Source organism: Mesorhizobium sp. M2E.F.Ca.ET.219.01.1.1, from assembly GCF_004016445.2.
Classification (GTDB): domain Bacteria; phylum Pseudomonadota; class Alphaproteobacteria; order Rhizobiales; family Rhizobiaceae; genus Mesorhizobium.
Window position 1 is genome coordinate 846614 of sequence record NZ_SADT02000002.1, and the last position, 21002, is coordinate 867615.

Below are 21002 nucleotides of genomic sequence, written 5' to 3' on the forward strand. Positions count from 1 at the left end.
GCAACACAAAAACGGAGGCCAAAGCCACCGTTCGGTTCAGCGCTTCAGTCCGGCGACCTTCCTGGCGATCGCCGCGGCCTGGATTCTTGCGTTGGCAAAGCAGCCGCGAATGCTGGGCCGCATGCCGGTGAACCAGAGCCCGGGCAGCTTCGGGTCGTTCGCGGCGCCGTTGAACAGCGGCACACCCTTGGCGTCGAGCACGCCGAGCTTGCCCAGCATCGTTTCCAGTCCGGTGCGGTAGCCGGTCGCGGCAATGACGATATCGGGCGCAATTCGTTGGCCATTGTCGAGCACGACGCCGTCGCGCCTGAATTCGCGCAACTGCGGCACGACGGTGATGCGCCCTGCTTTGATGGCCTTGACCGCGCCGTCGTCGGCCGCGATCGCGGTATAGTCGGAGCCGAGCCGGCTGGCGCCGCCCGACGGGGCAGGGGGCAGGCCGTATTTCGTCAGATCGCCGAACACCAGGCGCTGCGTTGCCGCCATGGCCGCGTCCGCGAGCCATGTGGGCAGGTTGGCCATGAGCGGCGATATGCGATGCACCGCTATCTTGCCGATGCGCTTGGGCAGCAGCGAAGGTCCGTTGCGCGCCGAAAGCCAGATCTGGCCGGTCTCGACGCGGGAAAGATGGTTGAGCGCGTCGAAGCCGGAGTTGCCGGCGCCGACCACCAGCACCTTCCTGCCGGCATAGTCGCTTGCCCTTCCGAAATCGGCCGAATGGATGATCCTGCCGGAAAAATCCTCCATGCCCCTCCAGGCCGGGATGAAGGGCTGCCGGTCGCGTCCGGTGGCGATCACGACATATCGCGCCGCCTTCAAGCCCTCGCTCGTCCGCAGCAGCCAATGGTCGCCACGAAATTCGATCTCGTCGACCTCGACACCGAAGGCGATTGACAGCCGGTGCGTCTCGGCGAACTCGTTGAGGTGGCGCACGACGGCGCTGCGGTGCGGGAAGGCCGGTGTTCCCGCCGGATAGGATACGCCGGGCAATGAGGAAAGGTCGCGATGCGTGTTGAGGTGCAGATTGTCGTGGCGGCGGTGCCAGGGTTCGGCCAGCCTCTGCTCGCGCTCCAGGATCTGCGTCGTCACGCCGGCCCTGGTCAGCGCATGCGCGGCGGCAAGCCCGGCGGCGCCTCCGCCGACGACAATCGCGCCGTCCAGTATCGCTGGCTCGCCGGCCCCCAACGGCGAGACTTTCGTATCCGCGCCCATTCGTGTCTTTGTCGTCGTCATCATGCCTTCAAGTGGCACGACCCTGTATCCGATGTATGCCGCTCACGGGCCAAAAGGAATAGGCGCGTGTTGCAAAGCCCCCCGGCATTGTGTCGCGGATTTTTGCAAGCGCCGGCTAATGAACCGGGTCGGCGTGGCGATGCACAAGCTTGAACGCGCCGTCCTCCAGCCGAAACACTTCCGTCACCCGCAAGGTCATCTCGGTCGCCTCGCCGTTCTTGCCGATGCGCGCCTTGGCATGCTGCAGGCCGCTCCAGAAGGCCAGATCGCCGCTTGCCGATGCTTGCAGCACCTGGAGGTCGGTGTTGCCGCCCTTGTGGAAGCTTGCGGCGTCGCGTTCGTAACGGCCGGCCACCGCATCGGCGCCTTCGAGATGGTCGCCGCGCGGTGAGAAGAATGTCGCCGGCCCGGCACGGGTGACGATCGCCTTCAGCGAGGAGGCATCGCCATTGACATAGTCCTCCGCGATCTTCTCGCGCTGCTTCATGAAGGCATCGAAGGACGAGCCGCCAGGATGCACCGTCCTGATCCATGTCTCCAGGCTGGCCATGAAATTCTCGAGGAAGGTGGCGGTGTCGGCATTGGTCACCGCGCCTTTGTCGTCCAGCAATTCCGCGACATTGCCGATATAAGCCTCCGGCTGCTGCATCACCGGCATGTCGAGGAAGGCGAAGGTTTGTCTCAGCGCATGATTGGCGCCGAAAGCGCCGAGCTGATGCGGTGTGACGCTGACCACGCCTGCGGGCATGCCCTTGAACACGCTCTTGCCCGGCGGGCGCGAGCCGACATCGAGCGCGTTCTTCAGGCAGCCCGGGATCGAGCGGTTGTATTCCGGGGTGACGAACAGCACCGCGTCGCATTCGCGCATCGCCGCGCGGAAGGCCGACCACGCCGCCGGCGGGTCGTCACCGTCCAGATCCTCGTTGTAGAGCGGCAGCTCGCCGATCTCGATGAAGCGGCAACGCACAGAATCCGGCGCGCGGGCGGTCAGCGCCTTGGCGATCTTGCGGCTGAAGGACTGGGCGCGCAGGCTGCCGACAAGCATGGCGAGTTGCAGGACGGTGTGTTCGATTGGGTTGGTCATGGCGAAACGTCCGCTTCTGATTGAGGGCTAACGGGAAGGCTTGCCCGGCCCGGCCGCCCGACCTTTCGATAATGTCGCCGGCGCGGCGAGGTTCCCTGCGCCTTGGGAGCGCAGGGGCGCCTGCGGCCTTGCCGCCGCCGCCATTGCACAGTAATGACGGGTTGGCGCGAGATTTCAGGCTCCCGATAGGCTGTTCAAAGGTGGCGCGCCGAACAGGGTGCCCGATCGTCGGGCGGCAAAGAGGTGGTCATGTCCGCGCGCATTTTCAGTCCAGCCAAAACCGCGATGCAATCCGGCAAGGCCAAGACCGGACATTGGGTGCTGGAGTTCGATCCCGCCCAGCGCAAGAAGATCGACCCGCTGATGGGCTACACAACCTCGGGCGACATGCTGAGCCAGGTGAAGCTCACCTTCGACACGAAGGAAGAAGCGGTGGCTTATGCCGAGAAGGAAAAGATCGCCTATCGCGTCGAAGAGCCGAAGGAAGCCAAGCGCCGGCAGATTTCCTATTCGGACAATTTCCGCTATGACCGCAGGACGCCCTGGACGCACTGACTTCCCGAGTCTTGCATCGCTTGGCGTAACGCAGCAGCCGGCCCGGCCGGCCGACGGTCCCGTAGCTCAGCTGGATAGAGCACCGGCCTTCTAAGCCGATGGTCGCAGGTTCGAATCCTGCCGGGATCGCCAAAATATGCTATATGTATTTGATATTGTTGTATTCTTAGGTCTCTCTCATCAGGCGTTTAAAAACGCCCCTTGATTCTACCGAGAAATTCCGTGTCTTGAAGGGCCTCCCCGAAGGGGATGGCATCCACATCAAGCCCGGGACACGTACCACAACGACAGATCTTTGAGACTGTCGATATCTACCTCTTCGATGACATTCTGCGGGTCTGCGCGTAGAGCTTTCATTACTTCGAACCATACCCGGTGAGCCAATTCATACCATCGACGAGTTGCGTCTAGGTCCAGAGGCTCGAGTCTTGCGTGAGCGAAGTCGTCGGGCGAGACACCAAAATGTCGGCAGGCGTCGTAGATGTCGATGAATTGGTCAAATTCGACCGTGCTGACGTCCACTACATTGTGGCGACTCGCAAAACGCCTCCAGATATCTTTTGGAGCGGCAATTCTCCCCGCTCTCGGCGCCGGATCATTCTGCCCTAGCAACTGCGAAATGCTCAGGCCGAGCGTTGCAACGATGAAAACACATCTCTCAATCAGGTCTTCGGTGGCATCCTTTCGCTCAAGGTGATCTGCGACAAGTCCATTCCAATACCGCTGCGCTTGCACCAACGAATACAACTGAAGGTTGGTGTAAATGCCATCGGTGCTCACTTCGTAGTATTTTCTCATCAAACCCTCTCAAAGTTTGAGCGCCGAAACCGCCAAGCTGATGACGCTGATCAAAACAGCGAACCATGTCAGCCAAGGCTTCAGGAACATCTCGCGCTCTTCATAGACTTCTCGCCTGACCCTTCGCATCGCCTCGTCGGTGACGTAATACCGGCCGTGGACAGCGTGCCACTGCCAGAAGTCAGTGTGTTCGTCTTCCTTGTAGGGTCGCTGCGGCGTTGGGATGCGCCATTTCTCAGCACGCCTGAGTGTCTGCGCAGTTTCTATTTCCGCCATCCGCGCCTCGACAACGTCGACAGAGGCAAAGTAGTCGGCCACCGCGATCCGGTATTCATCAGAGTTCTGCTTCAGGCCGTCTATAGTTTCGTGGAGCGTCTGAAGGTGGCGATCACGCTCGAGTCGAAGCTCAGTCAACATCTTGCGGTCGACGCAGCATTGCCTAAGGTCGCCAAACCAATTCATTTGCGTCCTCCCCACGAAGAAAATTCGAAGTATCAAAGAAGCACAGAAATCTCTCAATTGATGGAACGAAATAAAATATTGTGCTAACTGAAATCTTGCTTTCAGCCCCGCTTACCCTATTGCGTTTCTTCGAGCGAGTCGGAATAACCCGGAAGCATCAAATATAGAAGTATCCGAATCAACCCGGCCATGGCGCCGGGTTTTTTTGGTTTATACGCGCAAGGCCACACCGCACCTTAAATTTGGTACGGGCGTTGGCGGGAAAAAACGAGCAAAAACAAGGGCTAAAAAGTGACACCTGAATCCTGCCGGGATCGCCATTCTTTGGCGGTCCGTTTTGCGCCGACGTTACTTTCGCATCAGTTTAGGGGAGGGCTCAGCTAGCCATTGCTTGCCGTCCTTCTCGCTAGCCCACGGGTTGCCGAAAGCCTTGGTCGGCATCGGCTCTTCGTCAAATTCGAGCCGCGCCTTTACAGCCCGCCGCTCGCGCCGATGCTCGGCTTGCTTGAACGCCTTGTCGCTGTCGGCTGTGGTCATGCCAACGATCGGGGTATTTCTTCGGGATCGGCTCATAGGCGTCCCTTATCACAGATGTGCGAAATAGGGCAGCGGGCGGGCCTGCTGCGCTTGGTCGTCGATTTAAACCTCCGCCAGCAGTTCCATCACAAACTCCACGAACGCCCGCACCTTGGCGGTGCGGTATTGTCGTGAGGGGTAGATCGCGTGGAGCGGGAAGAGCTCGTCCGACCAGTCCGGAAACAGGTCGATCAGCCGGCCGTCACGAACCTGCTCGCGCGTGGCGAATTCCAGCACCTGCGCGATGCCGGCGCCGGCAAGGCAGGCGTTGAGCATGGTCGGCGCGTCGGAGGTCATCAGCCGCGTTTGGACGCTGACCGGTAGCGCCTCGTTGCCGCGGCGGAATTCCCACTCATAGGCGCGGCCATGCGCGGCGTCCCAGAAATCGATGGCGTCGTGGTCGGGCAGGTCGGCAGGGCGCCGCGGACGGCCCCGGCGCTCGATATAGGCAGGCGCCGCGACGGTGAGTATGCGCGTCTCGAACAGCTTGCGCGCGGTGAATGAGCCGGCCGGTGGATCGCCGAAGCGCAAGGCAAGATCGAACCCGTCCGCCACCAGGTCGCCCACCGCGTCGCGCATGATGAGTTCGAGGCGAAGCTCCGGATAGAGCGCCAGGAACCGGCCCGCGTGCCCGGCCAGCACCAGTTGCGAGAAGAATGGATCGACATTGACGCGCAGCCTGCCGCGAACCACCGAGGTGGCGCCGGTGGCCTCGACCGCCGCCTCCTCGATGCCGTCGAGGTGAGGGCCGACCCGCTCGTGGAAGCGCCGCCCTTCGTCCGTCAGGTGCATGGTGCGGGTCGTGCGGTCGAGCAGCCTGACGCCGATGCGGGCCTCCAGCCGCTGGATGGCGCGGCCGACCCCCGACGCGGTCATGCCGAGCGCGTCCGCTGCCCGCGCCATCGAGCCGGCTTCGACCACCGCCATCAGCACCGTCACGCCGGACAGCAATCTTCCGTCATAGGGCATGTGCAATTCCCAACCTGAAGTCCGGATTATGATGACATATCGGCGCTGGGATCAGCAAGCAAAGGGTGTGAAAAGACCGGCCAGAGACCGCTGACCGCCCCGTCGGCCGTGATGCTGGTCAGCACCACAACGAAGGAAAGATCATGTTCGCAATTACCGCCATTACCGGCCGCGTCGGCGGCGTCCTTGCCGAGACACTGCTGGCATCAGGCCACAAGGTTCGAGCCGTTGTTCGCGACGAAGCCAAGGGCGCGCCGTGGCTGGCCAAAGGCTGCGAGGTCGCTGTCGCCGATCTCGGCGACCCCGGGCCGCTTGCCGCGGCGCTTTCGGGCGTCGAGGGCGCGTTCATCCTGTTGCCGCCGGTCTATGATGCCGAACCCGATTTCCCGGACGTGCTGCCGAGGATCGCCGTCGTCCGCGAGGCCCTGCATAGGGCGCTGCCGCCCAAGGTGGTCGTGCTGTCGACGATCGGCGCGGATGCCGCCGAACCCAATCTGCTCAATGTGCTGCGCCTGCTGGAAGAGGCGCTTGCGGACCTGGCCGTGGCCGTGACGTTCCTGCGCGCCGCCTGGTTCATGGAGAACGCCCAGTGGGACATCGCCTCGGCGCGCGACCGGGGCGTGATCGACAGCTACCTCCAGCCGCTCGATCGACCGGTCGCGATGATCTCGGCCGCCGATGTCGGCAGGACGGCCGCGGAACTCTTGCTTGAGGATTGGAGCGGCCACCGGGTGATCGAACTGGAAGCGCAACACCGGGTGTCGCCGAACCAAATCGCCGCAGCCTTTGCCAAGGCCCTCGGCCGCAATGTCGAGGCGCGTCTCGTCCCGCGCGAGCGCTGGGAGACGATCTTCCGCGACCAGGGCATGCGACATCCCGAAATGCGCATGCGCATGCTCGACGGCTTCAACGAAGGCTGGATCGACTTTCGCGATCCAAATGCGCGAAGGCGCAAGGGCCGCATCGGGATAGACGAGGCGATTGCGGAGATCGTAGGCATGTCTCGCCATGCCTAATGACGGCCGGACTAAAGCGACCACTTGTCGCGCTGGCGCCACAGGTCCATCGGAGCCCGCCAAAGGCGATACCAGCCGGCTCTCCTTATCTGCTCGGCAATTGGCGCCTCGCCGTAAGCTCTGAAGAACTGCAGCACGCGCGGACTGGCGAACGCCTTCTTTCCCCGCGTGTTGTAGTCGCTGACGGGAAGGTTGTGCCGGCCGAGAGCCAGGCCGCCCTGGGAGAGCGCAACGCCGATGCAGAACTGCTCCGGCGCGTCCGTCCTGGTCAACTCGCGCACGGCCAGCATCGCGGAATATGCCTCGGTCAACGCCCCGGCATTGGCCCGATGAACGCCGAGGATTCCGCTTTGCCACATCGGTTCATGGCCTGTCAGGGTATAGTGCCCGATCTTGACGCCCTTGCCCGAGAGAACCGGATAGCGCCGATGCTGGCCCTCGCACTTGCGCATGAAGGAACGGGTCGGAGAAATCTGCCGAAACCCCTTGGAAGGATCGGCATAAGGGTAATGGTCGGAGTCCATGAAAATGAGGCGGTCGGCCCGCTTCAGGATCTCGATCAGGCACCCGGCCTTGATGCCGAAATGATAGCGCCAGCCGAAAGACATCACCTCTTTCTGGTCGGCGGTTATAGCGATCGTCTTCAAGGGGTATTGGCGAAAAAGCTCGGGCCTGTCGGTTGCGACGATTATCTTGGCGCCAGGGCAATTGTGCAAAAGCTTGAGCGCGCTGAGCAGCGCGCCAAGGTGATAGACCTCGTTATCGCCATACGCGATATAGCCAAAAACGTCGTTCATTCGATCGGTTGGGGAGAAGTGTCCGGGATCCTCCCCTATCAACACATGCATCCGCGATCCACCCAAAAGTTCCTCCCATGCCGGCGCGGCGGCTGCGGAACACTTGGCCGATCAGTCGCTTGCGCCCGTCCGAACTTCCTGGTTGATGGCCCGGCCGATCCGGGGCTATGTCGGCGGGAGCGTCGGAGAGGTAACTGGATGTCAGCGCTTTCCAAATGGCTGAAGGATGTGCGCTCCAGATTGCCGGAGCATGTGACGGTCGGCCGTCACACCTACGGCGTGACATGGCGAAAGGTCTTGTTCCCTTCGAAGGACGCGCCTCTGCGGGTTGGCGCCTTCTGCTCGGTCGCGGGTCAGGTGCTTTTCATGTGCTCGGGCCAGCATCCGACCGGAAGCGCGACGTCATTCCCCATCCACAGCCGGCTGCTGAAGCAGCCCGAGCCGGTCTCGAATGGCGGCAGACCGGGCGGCATCACCGTCGGCAACGATGTCTGGATCGGCCATGGCGCCATGATTTTGCCCGGCGTCGAAATCGGTGATGGCGCCGTCATCGGGGCAGGGGCGGTGGTCACGAAGAACGTGCCGCCCTACGCCATCGTCGGCGGTTCCCCGGCAAGGTTGATCAGATACCGGTTCTCGCAGGACATCGTCGTGAAGCTGCTCGCCATCCAATGGTGGCGTTGGGACGATGACAAGGTCAAACGCGAGGCGGGTCTGCTTACCGGCCCGATCGAGACTTTTATCGAGAGGCATTCTGTGGCAGGCACCGCAACGAAATGATGGGCAGCGGTTAGTGGAACGATGAAGTCGTGTTTCTTCCTGGCGACGGATGCCGGCTACTTTCCATATGCCTGCCTGACAGCGCGCCGGATACTGGATGTCTCCACCCCGATCGACGGCTTTCTGCTCTACACCGGTGCGAGCCAGGCGGATCTTGAAGTCGCCCGGCATCTGCTGAAAGGCAAGGTCGAGCTGGTCGATGTCACCGACTTCATGACGAATTTCGGCTTTCGCTTCGGAACCTACAGCATTGCCGCTTACGTTCGGCTTTTCGCCGATCGGTTTCCGGTGTTCGAACCGTATGACCGCATCGCGTATACGGATTGCGACGTTCTCTTCAACCGGGACATCAATGATCTGGCCGGACAGCGGCTGCGCGCGCCGCTGCTCGCCGCGCATGACGACTACATGTATTTCCGGCCCTCTTACCGGCAGAAGCTCAGGCTGGCGCCCGGCGCGCCATATTTCAATTCCGGCGTCGTCGTCTTCGATATGAACGCCGTCCGGGAGAGTGCGCTGCTGGAGCGCACGCGAAAGACCGCCATCGATGGCAAGATGAATGATCAAAATGCCCTGAACGTCGCCTTCGAGGGCAAATGGCAGACGATGCATCCAAACTGGAACCTGCAATCGCTCGGAACGAGAGAATTCCGCTTCTCGCAAGCCTGGGCCAGGCATTTCGCGGGCGGCAAGCCATGGGGCAATCAGGTCGGGGTCGAACTCGACGCGCTGCGCATCTGGCGGGATCTGGCAAGGGAGACGCCCTGGGGCAGGCCTTTCCAGCAGCGCATACCCTTCGAGCGCGGCGTGGTGAAGCGCTTCTTCCGGCGCTTCGACGCGGTTGCCGGCCTGTTCGGCAAGGACGTGCAGCGCCGCAGGGCCAGATATGACGGCAGCAGGATGCACGCGATCTATGCCAGGCAGGCAGATGAAGGCGCCATGGCGGTCGAGTTTCCGGAAGTGCTTGGCGGTTTCGCCTGACCAGGGCTGGCTGCTTGCCTGATTGACCATGCGCTGTGGATAGTAACCGTGCGTTTACCATGCTCCGGCGCTGGCGTTGCGGCCCGGCGCCCGACTCGCCGAAATGGGAAGGCCTGAACCCGTCAGGCAGCCCCGAAGCCCAGCGGCCGGCGTTTTCATGTACCCCACGGGATGCGTGCTGTAACGCGTTCCGCAGTATGCGCCGGCCGTAATTTCGCTCCCTATGAAAATGGAAGCCCGCCGCGGCAATGGGAAACCGCGACGGGCTTGGTGACGCCCCAACGGGACGCCATGGGAAATCGAGGCTACGCCAGCAGTCCGGCGACCTTGGCCGCCTTACGCAGCGTCTTGCGGGCTTCCACCGGGCTGCGCAGGCCGTCAAGCGCGTCGCGGCAGACGCGGCTCGCCGAACGCCAGGCGCCGTCGCGCGCCTGTCCCGGCCAACGTTGGTCGAGGCATTCCATCGCCTCGAAGCAGCTCGATACCTTGCGCTGGCCGTTTGGCTGGAAATCGATCACGACTGGTTCGGAAAACCAGACATCGTTCATCACTTTCTCCGTTCTTATGATCGTCTTTGGGCAAGCAATCAGCGCCGGGTGGCGCCGATGCAGGCCGAGGGCGATTGCCGACCCGCGCGTTAACCAACCACCACGCATTAGGTTCCGAAGAATTTCGAGGTGACGATGGGCAGCGTCGGGACGAGCTCTTCAGCGATTCCGGATGGCCGAAATCGTGTGACCAAAGTCACTGCAGCACCTCGCTGGCTGCGCTAATGAACCCGCCAGGCTGATGAAACGCGGGAAGACCTCTCATGATTATCGCCGTGCTTGCACTCGCCATGACCGCCGCGACGTTGATGGCGACCGCTTTCGGGCTCTACGACGAGGTCCGGCAAAACCGCTTGCATGCTGAAGCGGATCGGTTGCGCGCGTTTCGAACCGCGTGTCGGTTTCGCGTCAACTCGCGCAATCGATAGGGGGCCGGCGCCGCCAGGCATGCTCACGCCGCTTTCACTGGCCATGTGCATTTTCCGGGCCGGAATCCTGCTCTCTCCGGCGGTGTTCGCGGTGCTGGTGCTTTTGTGGCTTATCTATCGATAGGCAGGCTCGAGCAACACGCCGCCGCCACGTCCTATTCGATCAGCACATGCGCTTCGCGCGCGGCCGCGATGAAGGCCTCCCTGGCGGCGTCGGCCGGGACGTCGCCGCGGATCGCCCGGCGGCAGGCCCGCAGCGCCTCGCCATGCAGCGAGCTGCCGGCATCGCGCCATTGGCCGGTCAGCAGTTCGGCGGCTTGTTCGGCGTTGGATATGTGGCGGATCGAGCCGGAAACGCCGACGGCGACTTCAACCGGCCTGGAGAACCATCCCTGGATCATCGCAACCTCCCGAACATGTCGGAACGCGATGTTCTACCGTTGCGTTCCGCGTCGACTTAACGTGAAGCTGGCTCGCGCGGGCGGAGCACCTTGCTCATCTTCCAAGCGGCCTGCGCGAAAGCTCGATCAGTTCCGCCTCGTCGGTGATGCCGGCCATGTAATTGGCGATGATGCGCGAGGCGCGTGCTTCCTTCTGCTCGGCGGTCTCGCCCTTGATGCTGCCATTCTCATAGACACGGCCAAGCATCGCCGTCTCGTCGGGAGTGAATGTGTTGCGGGCATTGGACGCAATGGACATGGCTTCCTCCTTGAGCCGGGCTCCTTTCTTGCCCGGTTAATACTAGCATGCTTCAAAGTTGAGCGTGAGTCGCGGCGAGGTAAGCTTGCCATGCACTTCGGCTGACGCCGCTCTTGCCAGCGGCTGGCCGCCATTTTGCCGAGCCTCGTTATATTCTTGCCGAACGAGCGCTGCGCTGATACGCATTAGCAGCGCGGAATTTTTCCGAGTCTGCATTGACTTGAGCCCGAAAAAGCACCGCGCGTACTGTCCGAGACCAGCGACTCCGGCGTGGTGGCAACCGGGTTACGAAGGGGTTCTGGTCGAAAAAGAAGCAGGGCAGGTCCCGTGTCGAATCGGGGCATGCCCACCAACGCTCTGGAACTCTGAAGCCATTTGCCCCCATGGCCTTCGGAAGAGCATGAACCATGGGGAAATCGATGGTTACGAAGAAACTTACCGCCAACGCAGAAAGCGCGGCAGCCTTTCTTGCGGTGATGGGCAACGAGAAGCGTCTGCTCATCATGAACTACCTGGCCGAGGGCGAACTCTCTGTCGGCGTGCTCGCCGACAAGGTCGAACTCAGCCAATCGGCGCTGTCGCAACACCTGGCCAAACTGCGCAGGTTTGGCCTGGTCGAAACCCGCCGCGATCGTCAGATGGTCTACTATTCCTGCAAGTCTTCGGCGGCGCGCGAACTTCTGGCGCTGCTCGACGGCCTGCTGGCCACGGACAAGCCGCTTGCCGGACCGGCAAGGCAGGCCTTCGTCGAGAGGATGCGGCGGCCGCAGGCCGCCTGAACGGACTGCCAAGCGCGGACGAGGCCGGGGGGCCTTCGTCCGGCGCGGCGCCTTGATGGCGCGGGCCGCGTCGCGACGCCGCCCGGCTTTCCTGCACCTCCAAGCCGTTCCGCCGCCCCGCCGGCCGGACAGACGATACATCACGTTTCTTTGACGGGTGCTGCCTCGACGCCGGATGCTCCCGGCAAGCCGCTGATAGGACAGGCTTTTCCTGCGCGGTGGGCGCGCGGACCGATCAAAGTTTACGGATTTGTAAGTCGTCCGGCTGAGCCTTGTTGGCTAGATTTCGAGTCGATCCACACCCCCGGATCATGACGGCGCCGAGCTTCCACTTCGGCTCCGTAAAGAGGCTCGCCGCTCCGGCGGGCCTCTTTCGTTTCTGGATCGGAGCAATTTTTGGGAAGGTGCGGGCGGTTTTCCCTACGGACCGCGTCAAAAAGAACGGTCCGCCGTTTCCCTGAACGGCAAACCGCTCTATGGCGACACCTTCTGTCTGGTGATCACGCTCCTCACCGCCAGCACCAGCACCGTGATGACGATCAGGATCACCGAAAGCGCCGCGATCGCCGGATCGATATTGTCGCGCAGGCCCATCCACATCAGGCGCGGCAGCGTGATCGCATTCACCGAGGTGATGAACAAAGTCACGCCGATCTCTTCCCAGGAGAGCACGAAGGAGAGCAGGGCGGCGGTGACGATGCCGAATTTGATGTTGGGCATGATAACGCGCGTCGCGCGTTCCCACACGCTTGCGCCGAGCCCGCGCGCGGCAAGGTCGATGCGTCGGTCGAGCTGGCTGAGCGAGACGAGGATGAGCACGGTGGCGAAAGGCACCGTCATCACCGAATGCGCCATCGCGACACCCAGCCACGTGTCATAGCCGAAGAACGAGGTGAGGCCGGAGACCGAGGTGAGCAGGAAATAGAGCGTCACCGCCGAGACCACCGGCGGCACCACCATCGGCAGCAGCACGAAGCCGACGAGAGCGGCGGTGAAACGCGGCTGGAACATCCACACGCCCAGGCTGAAGGTAAGTGCCAGCACCGTGGAAAGCGCGCTGCTCACCACGCCGATGCGGATCGACAGCAGGATGGAGTCCAGCCAGCGCGGATCCTCGATGAGCGAGCGGTAGTGGCGCAGCGACAGTTCACCCGTCGGCATGGTCAGCATGCGGCTCGGCGTCAGCGACACCGGGATGACGGCAAGCAGCGGCATCAAAAGGAACAACGCCACCAGCACGGCGAGGATGAGCGAGACGGGACCAGGACGGTAGGTCGGCATCGCGGCTACACCAATTGCTTCGGTTTCACGTAGCGGAAAAGCAGCGCCATCAGCGCGCCGACGAACACCACCAGCACGACGCTGATCGCAGCGCCCAGCCCCCAGTCCGGGCTCTGGAAGATGCGGAGATAGATGAGCTCCGCGATCATCACGCTGCGGCCGCCCCCGAGGATCGCCGGCGTGACGAAGAAGCCGAGCGAGAAGACGAAGGTGATCATCGCAGAGCCGATGATACCGGAGCGCGTCATAGGCACGAACACCGTCCAGAAGGTGCGCATGCGGCTGGAGCCCAGTCCGCGCGCCGCGAGCAGCACGCGCTCGTCCAGGCTGCGCATGGCCGATGCCAGCGGAAACACGGCGAAGGGGATCAAAAAATGCGACATGCCGACGATGACGCCGAATTCGTTGCGCACCAGGGTCAGCGGCTCCGAGATGAAGCCGATCGATTGCAGCCAGGTGTTGATCAGGCCGCGGTTGGAGAGCAGCGCCACCCAGCCGAAGGCGCGCGTCAGCACCGAGATCCAGAACGGCACCAGGATGCAGAACTCGGCCAACACGCGCTGCACCGGGCTGCCGCGCACCCACACCACGGTGATGGCGTATGCGGCGGTGACGGAAACCACGGTGACGATTGCCGCGATGCGCAGCGTGCGGATGAACACCGACTGCACCAGCTCGTCGGTGAGCAAAGCGTGGTACTGGCCGAGCCCGGGCGTGGGAAGCGTAAAACTCCACTTCACCACGCCGAGGAACGGCCAGGCATAGGCAAGGACGAGGAACAGGAGCAGCGGCGCCATCAGCAGCGCCGCGCCCATCCTGTCGGAGAGGGTGCCGCTCATAGGTCTGAAAATCTCGGCTTGCTTAGGCCGAGATGATCTTGGTGTATTCGTCGAGCGCCGCGCCGTAGTTCTTGGCGTACCAGTCCATGTCGAGCGGAATCTGCTTGGCCATGTTCGCCGGATCGACAGGATTGATGCGCTTCTTGTCGGCCGGGATCAGCGCGTCGGCTGCCGGGTTCGCCGGGCCTTGGCCGAGCTTGTCGAACATCACCAGTTCCTTCTGCGGATCCTGGGTGCTGGCGATGAACTTCATCGCCGCGTCCTTGCCGCCGGGGTTGTTCTTCAGCACTGCGAGCGCGCCGGGCGAGATCAGGCCCTGGTCCCAGATGAACTTGATCTGGCCGCCCGAGTCCTGCTCGATTAGCGAGGCGCGGGTCGACCAGACGATCGCCATCGAGGCCTCGCCGTTGAGCAGCACGCTCTGGCTTTCGGCGCCGCCGCCCCAATAGGAGACGACGTTTTCCTTGAAGGCGGCGATCTTGTCATGCGCGCGCTTCAGATCGAGCGGATAGAGCGAGGCGGGCGCCACGCCGTCGGCCAACAAAGCCGCTTCCCAGCTCGACACGCCCCATTTGTAGAGCGAACGCTTGCCCGGGAATTTCTTGACGTCGAAGAAGTCGGCCATGCCGGTCGGCGCGTTGGAACCGAATTTCTGCGAGTCGTAGGCGATGACGTAGGAGAAGAAGTAGGTCGACGCGGCGTACTCCCAGCCGAAGCCCGGCCTCATCTTACTTTTGTCGACGACCTTGTAGTCGATCGGCTCGAGCATGCCCTGGGCGCCGAGCGTGATGGCCGAGAACGGATCGACGTCAACCAGGTCCCAGGTTGGCGCGCCACTCTTGAACTGCGCGGCGATCGCGCCTTCCGTCGGACCCGAGCCGTCCATCTTGACCGGGATGCCGGTGTCCTTGGTGAAGGCCTGGCCATAGGCGGCGTCGTAGGCCGTGATGGCGTCGCCGCCCCAGTTGACCAGCACCAGCCCTTTGGTCTCTGCATAAGCGCCGGTCGAGCGCAGCAGCATCGGCGTGCCGGCCAGCACGAGGCCGGCAAGCTGCGCGAACTGGCGGCGCGAGATCTCGCCGCGCTTTGCCCGCCCGGCAAGGTTTTCCATCGCCTGTTTCTTCGTATCGTTCGTCATGTCAGTTCCCCTTGTTGTCGTTGATCTGATCCGGAAGCCGGTGCGGCGATATCAGGCCGCAGCAGCGCTCATTGTCCTCCGTCCGGAAGGAGGAAACCTTTTTCGGCCGGCCAGGTCAGCCAGACGGAATTGCCTTTGCTCAAAGCCGCGGCCGCGACCTCGTTCGGCACCGAGACGGTGACCTTGGCGCCCTGGCGCGTGGTGAGGTCGAGCTTGGTCGCCGCACCCAGATAGGTCGAGGCGACGGCGGTCGCGGCGATGCCGTTCTGGTTGACTGACGCTTCCGGCGCGATCGACATGTCCTCGGGACGAATGGCGAGGATCGCGTCGCCTTTGATCGCTTCGGCCTTGCAGCGCATGTTGACCGCGCGGTCCTCGCAGAGCCCGGTGGCGCCATTGTCGGCGGGGCGCACGCCCTTCACCGGCAGCATGTTGATCTCGCCCAGGAACTCGGCGACGAAGCGGTTGGCCGGCCTGTCATAGACTTCATCTGGCCTGCCCACCTGCAAGAGCTTGCCATGGTTGAAGATGGCGACGCGCGACGACAGCGCCAGCGCCTCGCTCTGGTCGTGGGTGACGAAGACGAAGGTGGTGCCGGTCTCCTGGTGCAGCCGCTTCATCTCGGCCTGCATCTGGCCGCGCAGGCTCTTGTCCAGCGCCGAGAACGGCTCGTCGAGCAAGAGCACGCCCGGCTCGAACACCAGCGCGCGGGCCAGCGCCACGCGCTGCTGCTGGCCGCCCGAAAGCTGCGCCGGCAGCTTCTTCTCATGACCCTTCAAGCCGACGCGCTCGACCATCTCGCCGACGCGCTGCTTGATCTCCGAAGCGGATTTCTTGCGCACCTTGAGCGGGAAGGCGATGTTCTGCTCCACACTCATATGCGGAAAGAGCGCATAGCCCTGGAACACCATGCCGGCGGCGCGCTGCTCGGCCGGCCGGTTGGTGATGTCGACGCCGTCGCTGAAAAGCTTGCCCTCGCTCGGCTGCACGAAGCCGGCGAGGATCATCAGGAAGGTGGTCTTGCCCGAGCCGGAGGGGCCAAGCAGCGTGAGGAACTCGCCGCGGCCGATATCGAGCGACAGATTGTCGAGCGCCCGGAACGAGCCGAAGCTCTTGCCGATCCCGTTCGCCTTGATTTCTGCGGCCCGGCCGGGTTGCTGCATCCTGGCTCTTTCCTCAGTTCCCAATGAAATCGTAGGCATGGCTGCGGCTCACCGCAACCGAATAGTTTTCGCCTGATCGGCAAATTTGATTCACGGGTGGGTGGGTCGTTGCCGGCCGGAGCGTTTACCGGCGTCCGGCGTGCTCACGAACGTTCGCGATTAGCCAAGGCATTCGTGCCGTCGTCATTCCAGGGCGGAGCAAGGAGCGAAGCGACGCGCGCAGACCCTGGAATCCATGCCGTTACATACGAGCGTTGCAACGGTCCAGAATTCTCGCCCGCCGCACCCTTCGGCCAACGTCATGGATCCTCGGGTCAAGCCCGAGGATGACGACCGGAGATGGCGGCAGCCCTCAATCTAAACCCTGCTCTCCGACAGCTTCGCCCTCAGCCAGTCGCCGAAGGCATTGAGCACCGGGTGCCCCGCCTTGGCGTGCTCGAAAACGAGGAAATAGGATCGCGGCGAGGGGACGGTCGCCTCGAACGGCTTGACCAGCCGGCCTTCGCTCAGCGCCTGGCGGCCGGTCAGCTCGTCGCCCAGCGCAATGCCCTGGCCGGCGATCGCCGCCGAGAAGACAAGGTTCATGTCGGAAAAGAAGATGCCGCCTTCGGTATCGGGATTTTCCACCTTGGACAGCGCCAGCCAGCGCGCCCAGTCCTCGGTGTCGGAAAGATGGAGCAGGCTGGCGCGCAGCACGTCGGCGGGTTTGGAAAAACCGCCGACCTTGTTGAGCAATCTCGGGCTGCAGAGCGGCGTGAAGGAGACTTCGCACAGCAGTTCCACCGCCCGGTTCGGCCAGTTGCCGACGCCGAAGGCGATGAAGGCATCGGCATCCGGATTTGAGACGTCGTCGAGCCGCCGCGGCGTGAGCACCGAGAGCGTCACGTCCGGATACATCTGCTGGAATTCGCCGATATGGGTGCACAGGAACATCGAGGCGAAGCCCGGCGGACAGGAGATGGCAAATGAGCCGCCGACCCCGGCGCCGCTGTTCTGCGTCCTCGCGTCGCCGAGCACGGTCAGCGCCTTCCTGACATCGGCCGCGTAGCGCTGGCCGCGCGGCGTCAGCGCCACGCCCTTGCCGATCCGCTGCAGGAGATCGAAGCCGAGGTCGCGCTCGAGCAGGCGAAGCTGGTGCGAGACGGCGCTGCGGGTGAGGTGAAGCTCGTCGGCGGCGCGCCATACGCTGCCGTGACGGGCAAAACTGTCTAGGGCGCGCAGCGCCTGCGTGGACGGTATTCGCAAGAGGCCTCAGGTGAACCGAATTTGCACGAGCCGGGAAAACATATCACTTTTTGACGAGCCGCTTCACTGCTTTTCTTGGACCCATGGACAAACCGGTGACGAGTTCCGCGCAGGAAACCGCGCTTGCCACGATCGACAGCATCCAGCCGCTGCTGTCGGCCTGGACGCGCACCATCTTCGATTTCGGCGAGACCGCCTGGCGCGAGTACCAGTCGGCGGCCTGGTATGTGGAGCTGCTGAAGCGCGAGGGCTTCTCGGTCGAGGAAGGCTCGGGCGGCATGCCGACGGCCTTCTGCGCTCATTGGACGAATGGCGACGGCCCGGTGATCGGCATGTATGGCGAGTATGACGCCGTGCCCGGAAACTGCCAGGACGCAGCAGTGGTGAAGCAGCCGCGATCCGGCCTGGGCTTTGAAGCAGGCGGCCATACCGACCCGCATTCGGGCCTCGGCATCGGCAGCCTCGGCGGGCTTCTGGCCACCAAGGCCGCTATGCAGCAGCACGGCATTACCGGCACTTTGCGCTTCACTGGCGAGCCGGCCGAGAAGGTGAGGGGCTCGAAGCCGATCCATGCGGCAAAAGGCTATTATGACGGCCTTGCCGGCATGATCTCCTTCCATCCCTTCTACATGCTGCCGCTCTGCAACACCGCGCGCTGGGACACGCATTGCGGCGCCGCCTATTCGATGATCTATCGCTTCGTCTGCGACGAACCGCAGAACTGGGGCCGCGCGAGCGATGCAGCACCCATCCCGCAGGCGCATTCGGCGGTCAGGGCGCCGGGCGCCAATGACGCGCTGATGATGATGTACATGGCTTCCAAGGCGCTGCGCGATTCCATGCTGACGCATCAGGGCGGCTGGTCGATCAGCGAGGCGATCCTGACGGCAGGCCAGGCGACCGCCGACAACCTGCCAGCAGGCTTGGCCGAGATCCAGTACATGATCCGCGTGCCGACCATTGCCATGGCCGAGCAGGTGACGGCCGTGCTCGACCGCAACGCCGAAGCGGCGGCCAGGATGAGCGGCTGCCGCTACGAGCGCCACTGGGTGTCGAAGTCGCGGCCGGGGCTGGCCAACAACGCCATGGCCGACATCACCTATCAGGCGCTGTCGACCGTCGGCGCGCCGCGCTGGGACGAGGCGGCGAGGGCCATTGCCCGCGAGGTTCAGGTCAATGCCGGCGGCGAGGCGACCGAGAATCCGTTCATCGACGAGCTGGAGCGGCTGATCACGCCGCAGGAGGCCGAGGCGATCCTGCGCCGCGACCTGCCGCCGTCGCAGGTGAACTCCACCTCCGACGACTACACTGACATGAGCTGGCACACGCCGACATCGCGTTTTTACGTCGCCCGTCCGGCATTGCGCGCGGCCAAGGGCCATTCCTATCCGTCCTGGGCGATGAACGCGCTGGGCGGCATCCCCGCCACCATCGATCCGATGGTCACCTGCGCCGCCAAGACGGTCGCGCTGACGGCGCTGCGCCTGCTGGAGGACAAGGTCGCGCGTGACGCCGCCATGGATGAGTTCGTCAAGCGAACCGGCGGCGGCGTCGGCGGCTCGAACTGGATCGCGCCGCTTTGCGATTACGAACCCCCGATCAATTTCCGCTGGCCGGAATATGTCACCACGCCGCGCGGGCGCGACTGGTGGATCCCGGCCGCTTCCACCGCATGACCATCAACAGAACATTCCAGAGGAGAACACCATGACCGTCCATGACCGCATCGTCGCCGAGCCGTTCTCGCTGCAGCGCCGCAACCCCAATGGCGGCACCAAGCCGCTGACCGCCTGGGGCTTCGCCAACGAAACCGATGTGCTGACCGACGTGCTGCTCGGCTCGCCCAATTTCCTGCGACACCTGTCGACCAGCTCGCTGTCGAGGAAACATCTGCGCGAGGCGCCCTGCAACATCCAGATCGCGCAGGCGCAGCACAAGGACCTCGTCGCCGCCTACGAGCATTTCGGCGTCAACATCCACTGGCACGAGCCGACGCCGGAATTGCCGATGCAGGTCTATTCGCGCGACTCCAGCGTCATGACGCCTTATGGCGCCTTCATTACCGCCATGGCCAACTGGTGGCGGCGCGGCGAGAACTACGCCGCCATCCGCACCTACGAGAAGCTCGGCATCCCGATCTACGACATGGTGACGGCCGGCACCTTCGAGGGCGGCGACTTCAACGTCATCGAGGAGGGCGTCGTGCTCATCGGCTGCGGCGGCGCCCGCACCCAGGAAGAAGGCGCCCGCCAGGTGAAGGAATGGTTCGACAAGGAAGGCTGGGAGACGCGTCTCGCCTTCATCGACGAGTATTACGTCCATATCGACCTGATGGTGGTCCCGATCGCCGAAAAGCTCACCGCCGTCTGCCTCGCCTGCACCGAGCCCGGCATCGTCGACTGGCTGAAGGGCAAGGGCCACGAGATCATCGACGTACCCTTCCAGGACACGATGGCGCTCGGCTGCAACTTCATGTCGCTCGGCAAGGACAGGGTGATCGCGCCGACCTCCAGCAAGAGCCTCATCGGCCAGTTGAAGGCGCGCGGCTTCGAGGTCGCGGCCGTCGACATGAGCGAGATCTCCAAGACCGGCGGCGGCATCCACTGCATGGCGCAGGCGCTGAAGCGCGTGCCGGCATAACGGGTTTTCAAGGTCCGAAACCACCGAAGGGGGACGCTTACCCCCTGGCTTTCGGGCCAGGGGTTTTTCTCTTTGCAGGCCCGGCCTGTCAGCAGATTTCGCCACATCCGTTCCGATCATCCTGGCCCTGGGCTAGGCTCCGCCTAGCCGAAACAGGATTGCCGCAAAGATGATCGTACAGGCCTGCATCAACGGTGCCCGTCCCGCCAGCTTCCATCCTGCCTTGCCGCTCGATCCCGAGGCGATGGCGCGCGACGCTGCCGCCTCGATCGCTGCGGGCGCCGCCGAGTTGCATGTCCATGCGCGCGGCGCCGACGGCCAAGAGAGCCTGGCGCCGGAAGCGATGGACAGGACGGTCGCGGCACTGCGCCGCGCCTGTCCGGGCACGCTGATCGGCGTCTCGACCGGCGCCTGGATCGAGAAGGACGATCTGCGCACGCTTGTCGCCATCTCCGGCTGGCGCGAGCTGCCCGACTATGCCTCCGTCAATCTCAGCGAGACGGCAGCGCCCGAGGTGATGGAGGCCCTGCGCGGCCGCGGCGTCGGCATCGAGGCCGGACTGGCCTCGATCGGCGACGCGCTCAGGCTTGCCAGTCTCGACCATGGCGGGCGGGTGCTGCGCGTGCTGATCGAGATTTCCGAGCAGACGCTGGACGAGGCCCTCGCTGTAGCCAACGGCATCGAAAAGGTGCTGCAGCGCGAGGGTATCCACCGCTCGATCCTGCTGCATGGCGAGAACGCAACCGTGTGGCCTTTTGTTCGGCGGGCGGCGCTGCGGAAATTCTCGACGCGGGTCGGGCTGGAGGACGGGAAGGAATTGCCGGATGGGAGTGTCGCGGCGGATAACGCGGCGCTGGTAGCGGCGGCGGTGGGGATTTATCGCCGGGCGTGAGCCGGTTCCTCGCCCCACGAAGTGGGGAGAGGTGGCTCGGCGAAGCCGAGACGGAGGGGGGAGCGCCCTACGAAGGCCCCTCTCCGTCCGCTTCGCGGA

At 63.6% G+C, this 21002-nt stretch carries 24 protein-coding genes and 1 tRNA gene; 10 read left to right on the forward strand and 15 right to left on the reverse strand.

From position 1 onward, the window contains the following. Nucleotides 1-36: 36 nt before the first annotated feature. Both EN862_RS14565 and EN862_RS14570 read right to left on the reverse strand, forming a co-directional pair. Nucleotides 37-1212 carry an NAD(P)/FAD-dependent oxidoreductase gene (locus tag EN862_RS14565; RefSeq protein WP_127865469.1) on the reverse strand — a complete coding sequence of 392 codons (1176 nt, stop codon included), beginning with the start codon at nucleotides 1210-1212 and terminating at the stop codon, nucleotides 37-39. Nucleotides 1213-1348: 136 nt separating this feature from the next. Beyond that, nucleotides 1349-2317 carry an NAD(P)H-dependent oxidoreductase gene (locus EN862_RS14570; RefSeq protein WP_127865015.1) on the reverse strand — a complete coding sequence of 323 codons (969 nt, stop codon included), beginning with the start codon at nucleotides 2315-2317 and terminating at the stop codon, nucleotides 1349-1351. 249 nt (nucleotides 2318-2566) lie between these two features. Between EN862_RS14570 and EN862_RS14575 the strand changes: the two genes are divergently transcribed. Together EN862_RS14575 and EN862_RS14580 are read left to right on the forward strand one after the other, a co-directional pair. After that, entirely contained in the window at nucleotides 2567-2872 is a 306-nt protein-coding gene (locus EN862_RS14575; RefSeq protein ID WP_112101520.1) for an ETC complex I subunit, read from the forward strand. 55 nt (nucleotides 2873-2927) lie between these two features. Further along, nucleotides 2928-3004, forward strand: a tRNA-Arg gene (locus EN862_RS14580). Nucleotides 3005-3133: 129 nt separating this feature from the next. Here the strand turns inward: EN862_RS14580 and EN862_RS14585 are convergent. The 4 genes from EN862_RS14585 to EN862_RS14600 form a co-directional block, all read right to left on the reverse strand. After that, the gene (locus EN862_RS14585) at nucleotides 3134-3670 is read right to left on the reverse strand and encodes a hypothetical protein (protein ID WP_127865016.1); all 537 of its coding nucleotides are present in this window, start codon (nucleotides 3668-3670) and stop codon (nucleotides 3134-3136) included. Nucleotides 3671-3679: 9 nt separating this feature from the next. Next, complete coding sequence (locus EN862_RS14590; RefSeq protein ID WP_127865017.1) at nucleotides 3680-4132, reverse strand: hypothetical protein; 453 nt, start codon at nucleotides 4130-4132, stop codon at nucleotides 3680-3682. A 348-nt stretch (nucleotides 4133-4480) separates the two neighbouring features. Beyond that, nucleotides 4481-4669 (reverse strand): hypothetical protein, encoded by a 189-nt coding sequence (locus EN862_RS14595; protein WP_127865018.1) that lies wholly within the window; start codon nucleotides 4667-4669, stop codon nucleotides 4481-4483. A gap of 102 nt (nucleotides 4670-4771) precedes the next feature. Next, nucleotides 4772-5677, reverse strand: a complete 906-nt coding sequence (locus tag EN862_RS14600; RefSeq protein WP_127865019.1) for a LysR family transcriptional regulator — start codon at nucleotides 5675-5677, stop codon at nucleotides 4772-4774. A gap of 143 nt (nucleotides 5678-5820) precedes the next feature. Here EN862_RS14600 and EN862_RS14605 point away from each other — a divergent pair, with 143 nt between their 5' ends. Continuing rightward, nucleotides 5821-6693, forward strand: a complete 873-nt coding sequence (locus EN862_RS14605; protein WP_127865020.1) for an NmrA family NAD(P)-binding protein — start codon at nucleotides 5821-5823, stop codon at nucleotides 6691-6693. 11 nt (nucleotides 6694-6704) lie between these two features. Here the strand turns inward: EN862_RS14605 and EN862_RS14610 are convergent, their stop codons facing one another. Beyond that, nucleotides 6705-7490 (reverse strand): hypothetical protein, encoded by a 786-nt coding sequence (locus tag EN862_RS14610; RefSeq protein WP_127865021.1) that lies wholly within the window; start codon nucleotides 7488-7490, stop codon nucleotides 6705-6707. A gap of 198 nt (nucleotides 7491-7688) precedes the next feature. On the opposite strand from EN862_RS14610, the gene EN862_RS37395 reads away from it, so the two are divergent. Beyond that, a complete protein-coding gene (locus tag EN862_RS37395) occupies nucleotides 7689-8270 on the forward strand; it encodes a CatB-related O-acetyltransferase (RefSeq protein ID WP_127865022.1) in 582 nt (193 codons plus the stop codon). 21 nt (nucleotides 8271-8291) lie between these two features. Further along, the gene (locus tag EN862_RS14620; protein WP_127865023.1) at nucleotides 8292-9251 is read left to right on the forward strand and encodes a glycosyltransferase; all 960 of its coding nucleotides are present in this window, start codon (nucleotides 8292-8294) and stop codon (nucleotides 9249-9251) included. Nucleotides 9252-9556: 305 nt separating this feature from the next. Here EN862_RS14620 and EN862_RS14625 read toward each other — a convergent pair whose 3' ends face one another. Beyond that, nucleotides 9557-9799, reverse strand: coding sequence for a DUF982 domain-containing protein (locus EN862_RS14625; protein WP_095816412.1), 243 nt, complete (start codon nucleotides 9797-9799; stop codon nucleotides 9557-9559). Between the two features lie 263 nt (nucleotides 9800-10062). Here EN862_RS14625 and EN862_RS36135 point away from each other — a divergent pair, with 263 nt between their 5' ends. Next, on the forward strand, nucleotides 10063-10227 hold the full coding sequence (locus EN862_RS36135) for a hypothetical protein (protein WP_189401131.1): 165 nt from the start codon (nucleotides 10063-10065) through the stop codon (nucleotides 10225-10227). 155 nt (nucleotides 10228-10382) lie between these two features. Here EN862_RS36135 and EN862_RS14630 read toward each other — a convergent pair whose 3' ends face one another. Continuing rightward, nucleotides 10383-10628: a DUF982 domain-containing protein gene (locus tag EN862_RS14630; RefSeq protein ID WP_127865024.1), complete on the reverse strand. Its 246-nt coding sequence runs from the start codon at nucleotides 10626-10628 to the stop codon at nucleotides 10383-10385. 94 nt (nucleotides 10629-10722) lie between these two features. Further along, the gene (locus EN862_RS14635) at nucleotides 10723-10926 is read right to left on the reverse strand and encodes a hypothetical protein (RefSeq protein WP_095815975.1); all 204 of its coding nucleotides are present in this window, start codon (nucleotides 10924-10926) and stop codon (nucleotides 10723-10725) included. 419 nt (nucleotides 10927-11345) lie between these two features. On the opposite strand from EN862_RS14635, the gene EN862_RS14640 reads away from it, so the two are divergent. Beyond that, nucleotides 11346-11705, forward strand: a complete 360-nt coding sequence (locus tag EN862_RS14640; RefSeq protein WP_042638109.1) for a metalloregulator ArsR/SmtB family transcription factor — start codon at nucleotides 11346-11348, stop codon at nucleotides 11703-11705. Between the two features lie 474 nt (nucleotides 11706-12179). On the opposite strand, the gene EN862_RS14645 is transcribed toward EN862_RS14640, so the two are convergent. The 5 genes from EN862_RS14645 to EN862_RS14665 form a co-directional block, all read right to left on the reverse strand. Continuing rightward, nucleotides 12180-12986, reverse strand: coding sequence for an ABC transporter permease (locus tag EN862_RS14645; protein WP_127865025.1), 807 nt, complete (start codon nucleotides 12984-12986; stop codon nucleotides 12180-12182). A gap of 5 nt (nucleotides 12987-12991) precedes the next feature. Continuing rightward, nucleotides 12992-13825, reverse strand: coding sequence for an ABC transporter permease (locus tag EN862_RS14650; protein WP_127865026.1), 834 nt, complete (start codon nucleotides 13823-13825; stop codon nucleotides 12992-12994). A gap of 22 nt (nucleotides 13826-13847) precedes the next feature. Next, entirely contained in the window at nucleotides 13848-14963 is a 1116-nt protein-coding gene (locus EN862_RS14655; protein ID WP_127865027.1) for an ABC transporter substrate-binding protein, read from the reverse strand. Nucleotides 14964-15031: 68 nt separating this feature from the next. Next, the gene (locus EN862_RS14660) at nucleotides 15032-16126 is read right to left on the reverse strand and encodes an ABC transporter ATP-binding protein (protein ID WP_127865028.1); all 1095 of its coding nucleotides are present in this window, start codon (nucleotides 16124-16126) and stop codon (nucleotides 15032-15034) included. A 357-nt stretch (nucleotides 16127-16483) separates the two neighbouring features. Next, nucleotides 16484-17371, reverse strand: coding sequence for a LysR substrate-binding domain-containing protein (locus EN862_RS14665; RefSeq protein WP_040988345.1), 888 nt, complete (start codon nucleotides 17369-17371; stop codon nucleotides 16484-16486). Nucleotides 17372-17454: 83 nt separating this feature from the next. Between EN862_RS14665 and EN862_RS14670 the strand changes: the two genes are divergently transcribed. The 3 genes from EN862_RS14670 to EN862_RS14680 all read left to right on the forward strand — a co-directional run bounded on the left by EN862_RS14670 (nucleotide 17455) and on the right by EN862_RS14680 (nucleotide 20903). Further along, entirely contained in the window at nucleotides 17455-19047 is a 1593-nt protein-coding gene (locus EN862_RS14670; RefSeq protein ID WP_189401134.1) for an amidohydrolase, read from the forward strand. 31 nt (nucleotides 19048-19078) lie between these two features. After that, nucleotides 19079-20011, forward strand: a complete 933-nt coding sequence (locus tag EN862_RS14675; RefSeq protein ID WP_127865030.1) for a dimethylarginine dimethylaminohydrolase family protein — start codon at nucleotides 19079-19081, stop codon at nucleotides 20009-20011. Nucleotides 20012-20180: 169 nt separating this feature from the next. After that, a complete protein-coding gene (locus EN862_RS14680) occupies nucleotides 20181-20903 on the forward strand; it encodes a 3-keto-5-aminohexanoate cleavage protein (RefSeq protein WP_127865031.1) in 723 nt (240 codons plus the stop codon). The last annotated feature ends 99 nt before the right edge of the window (nucleotides 20904-21002 follow it).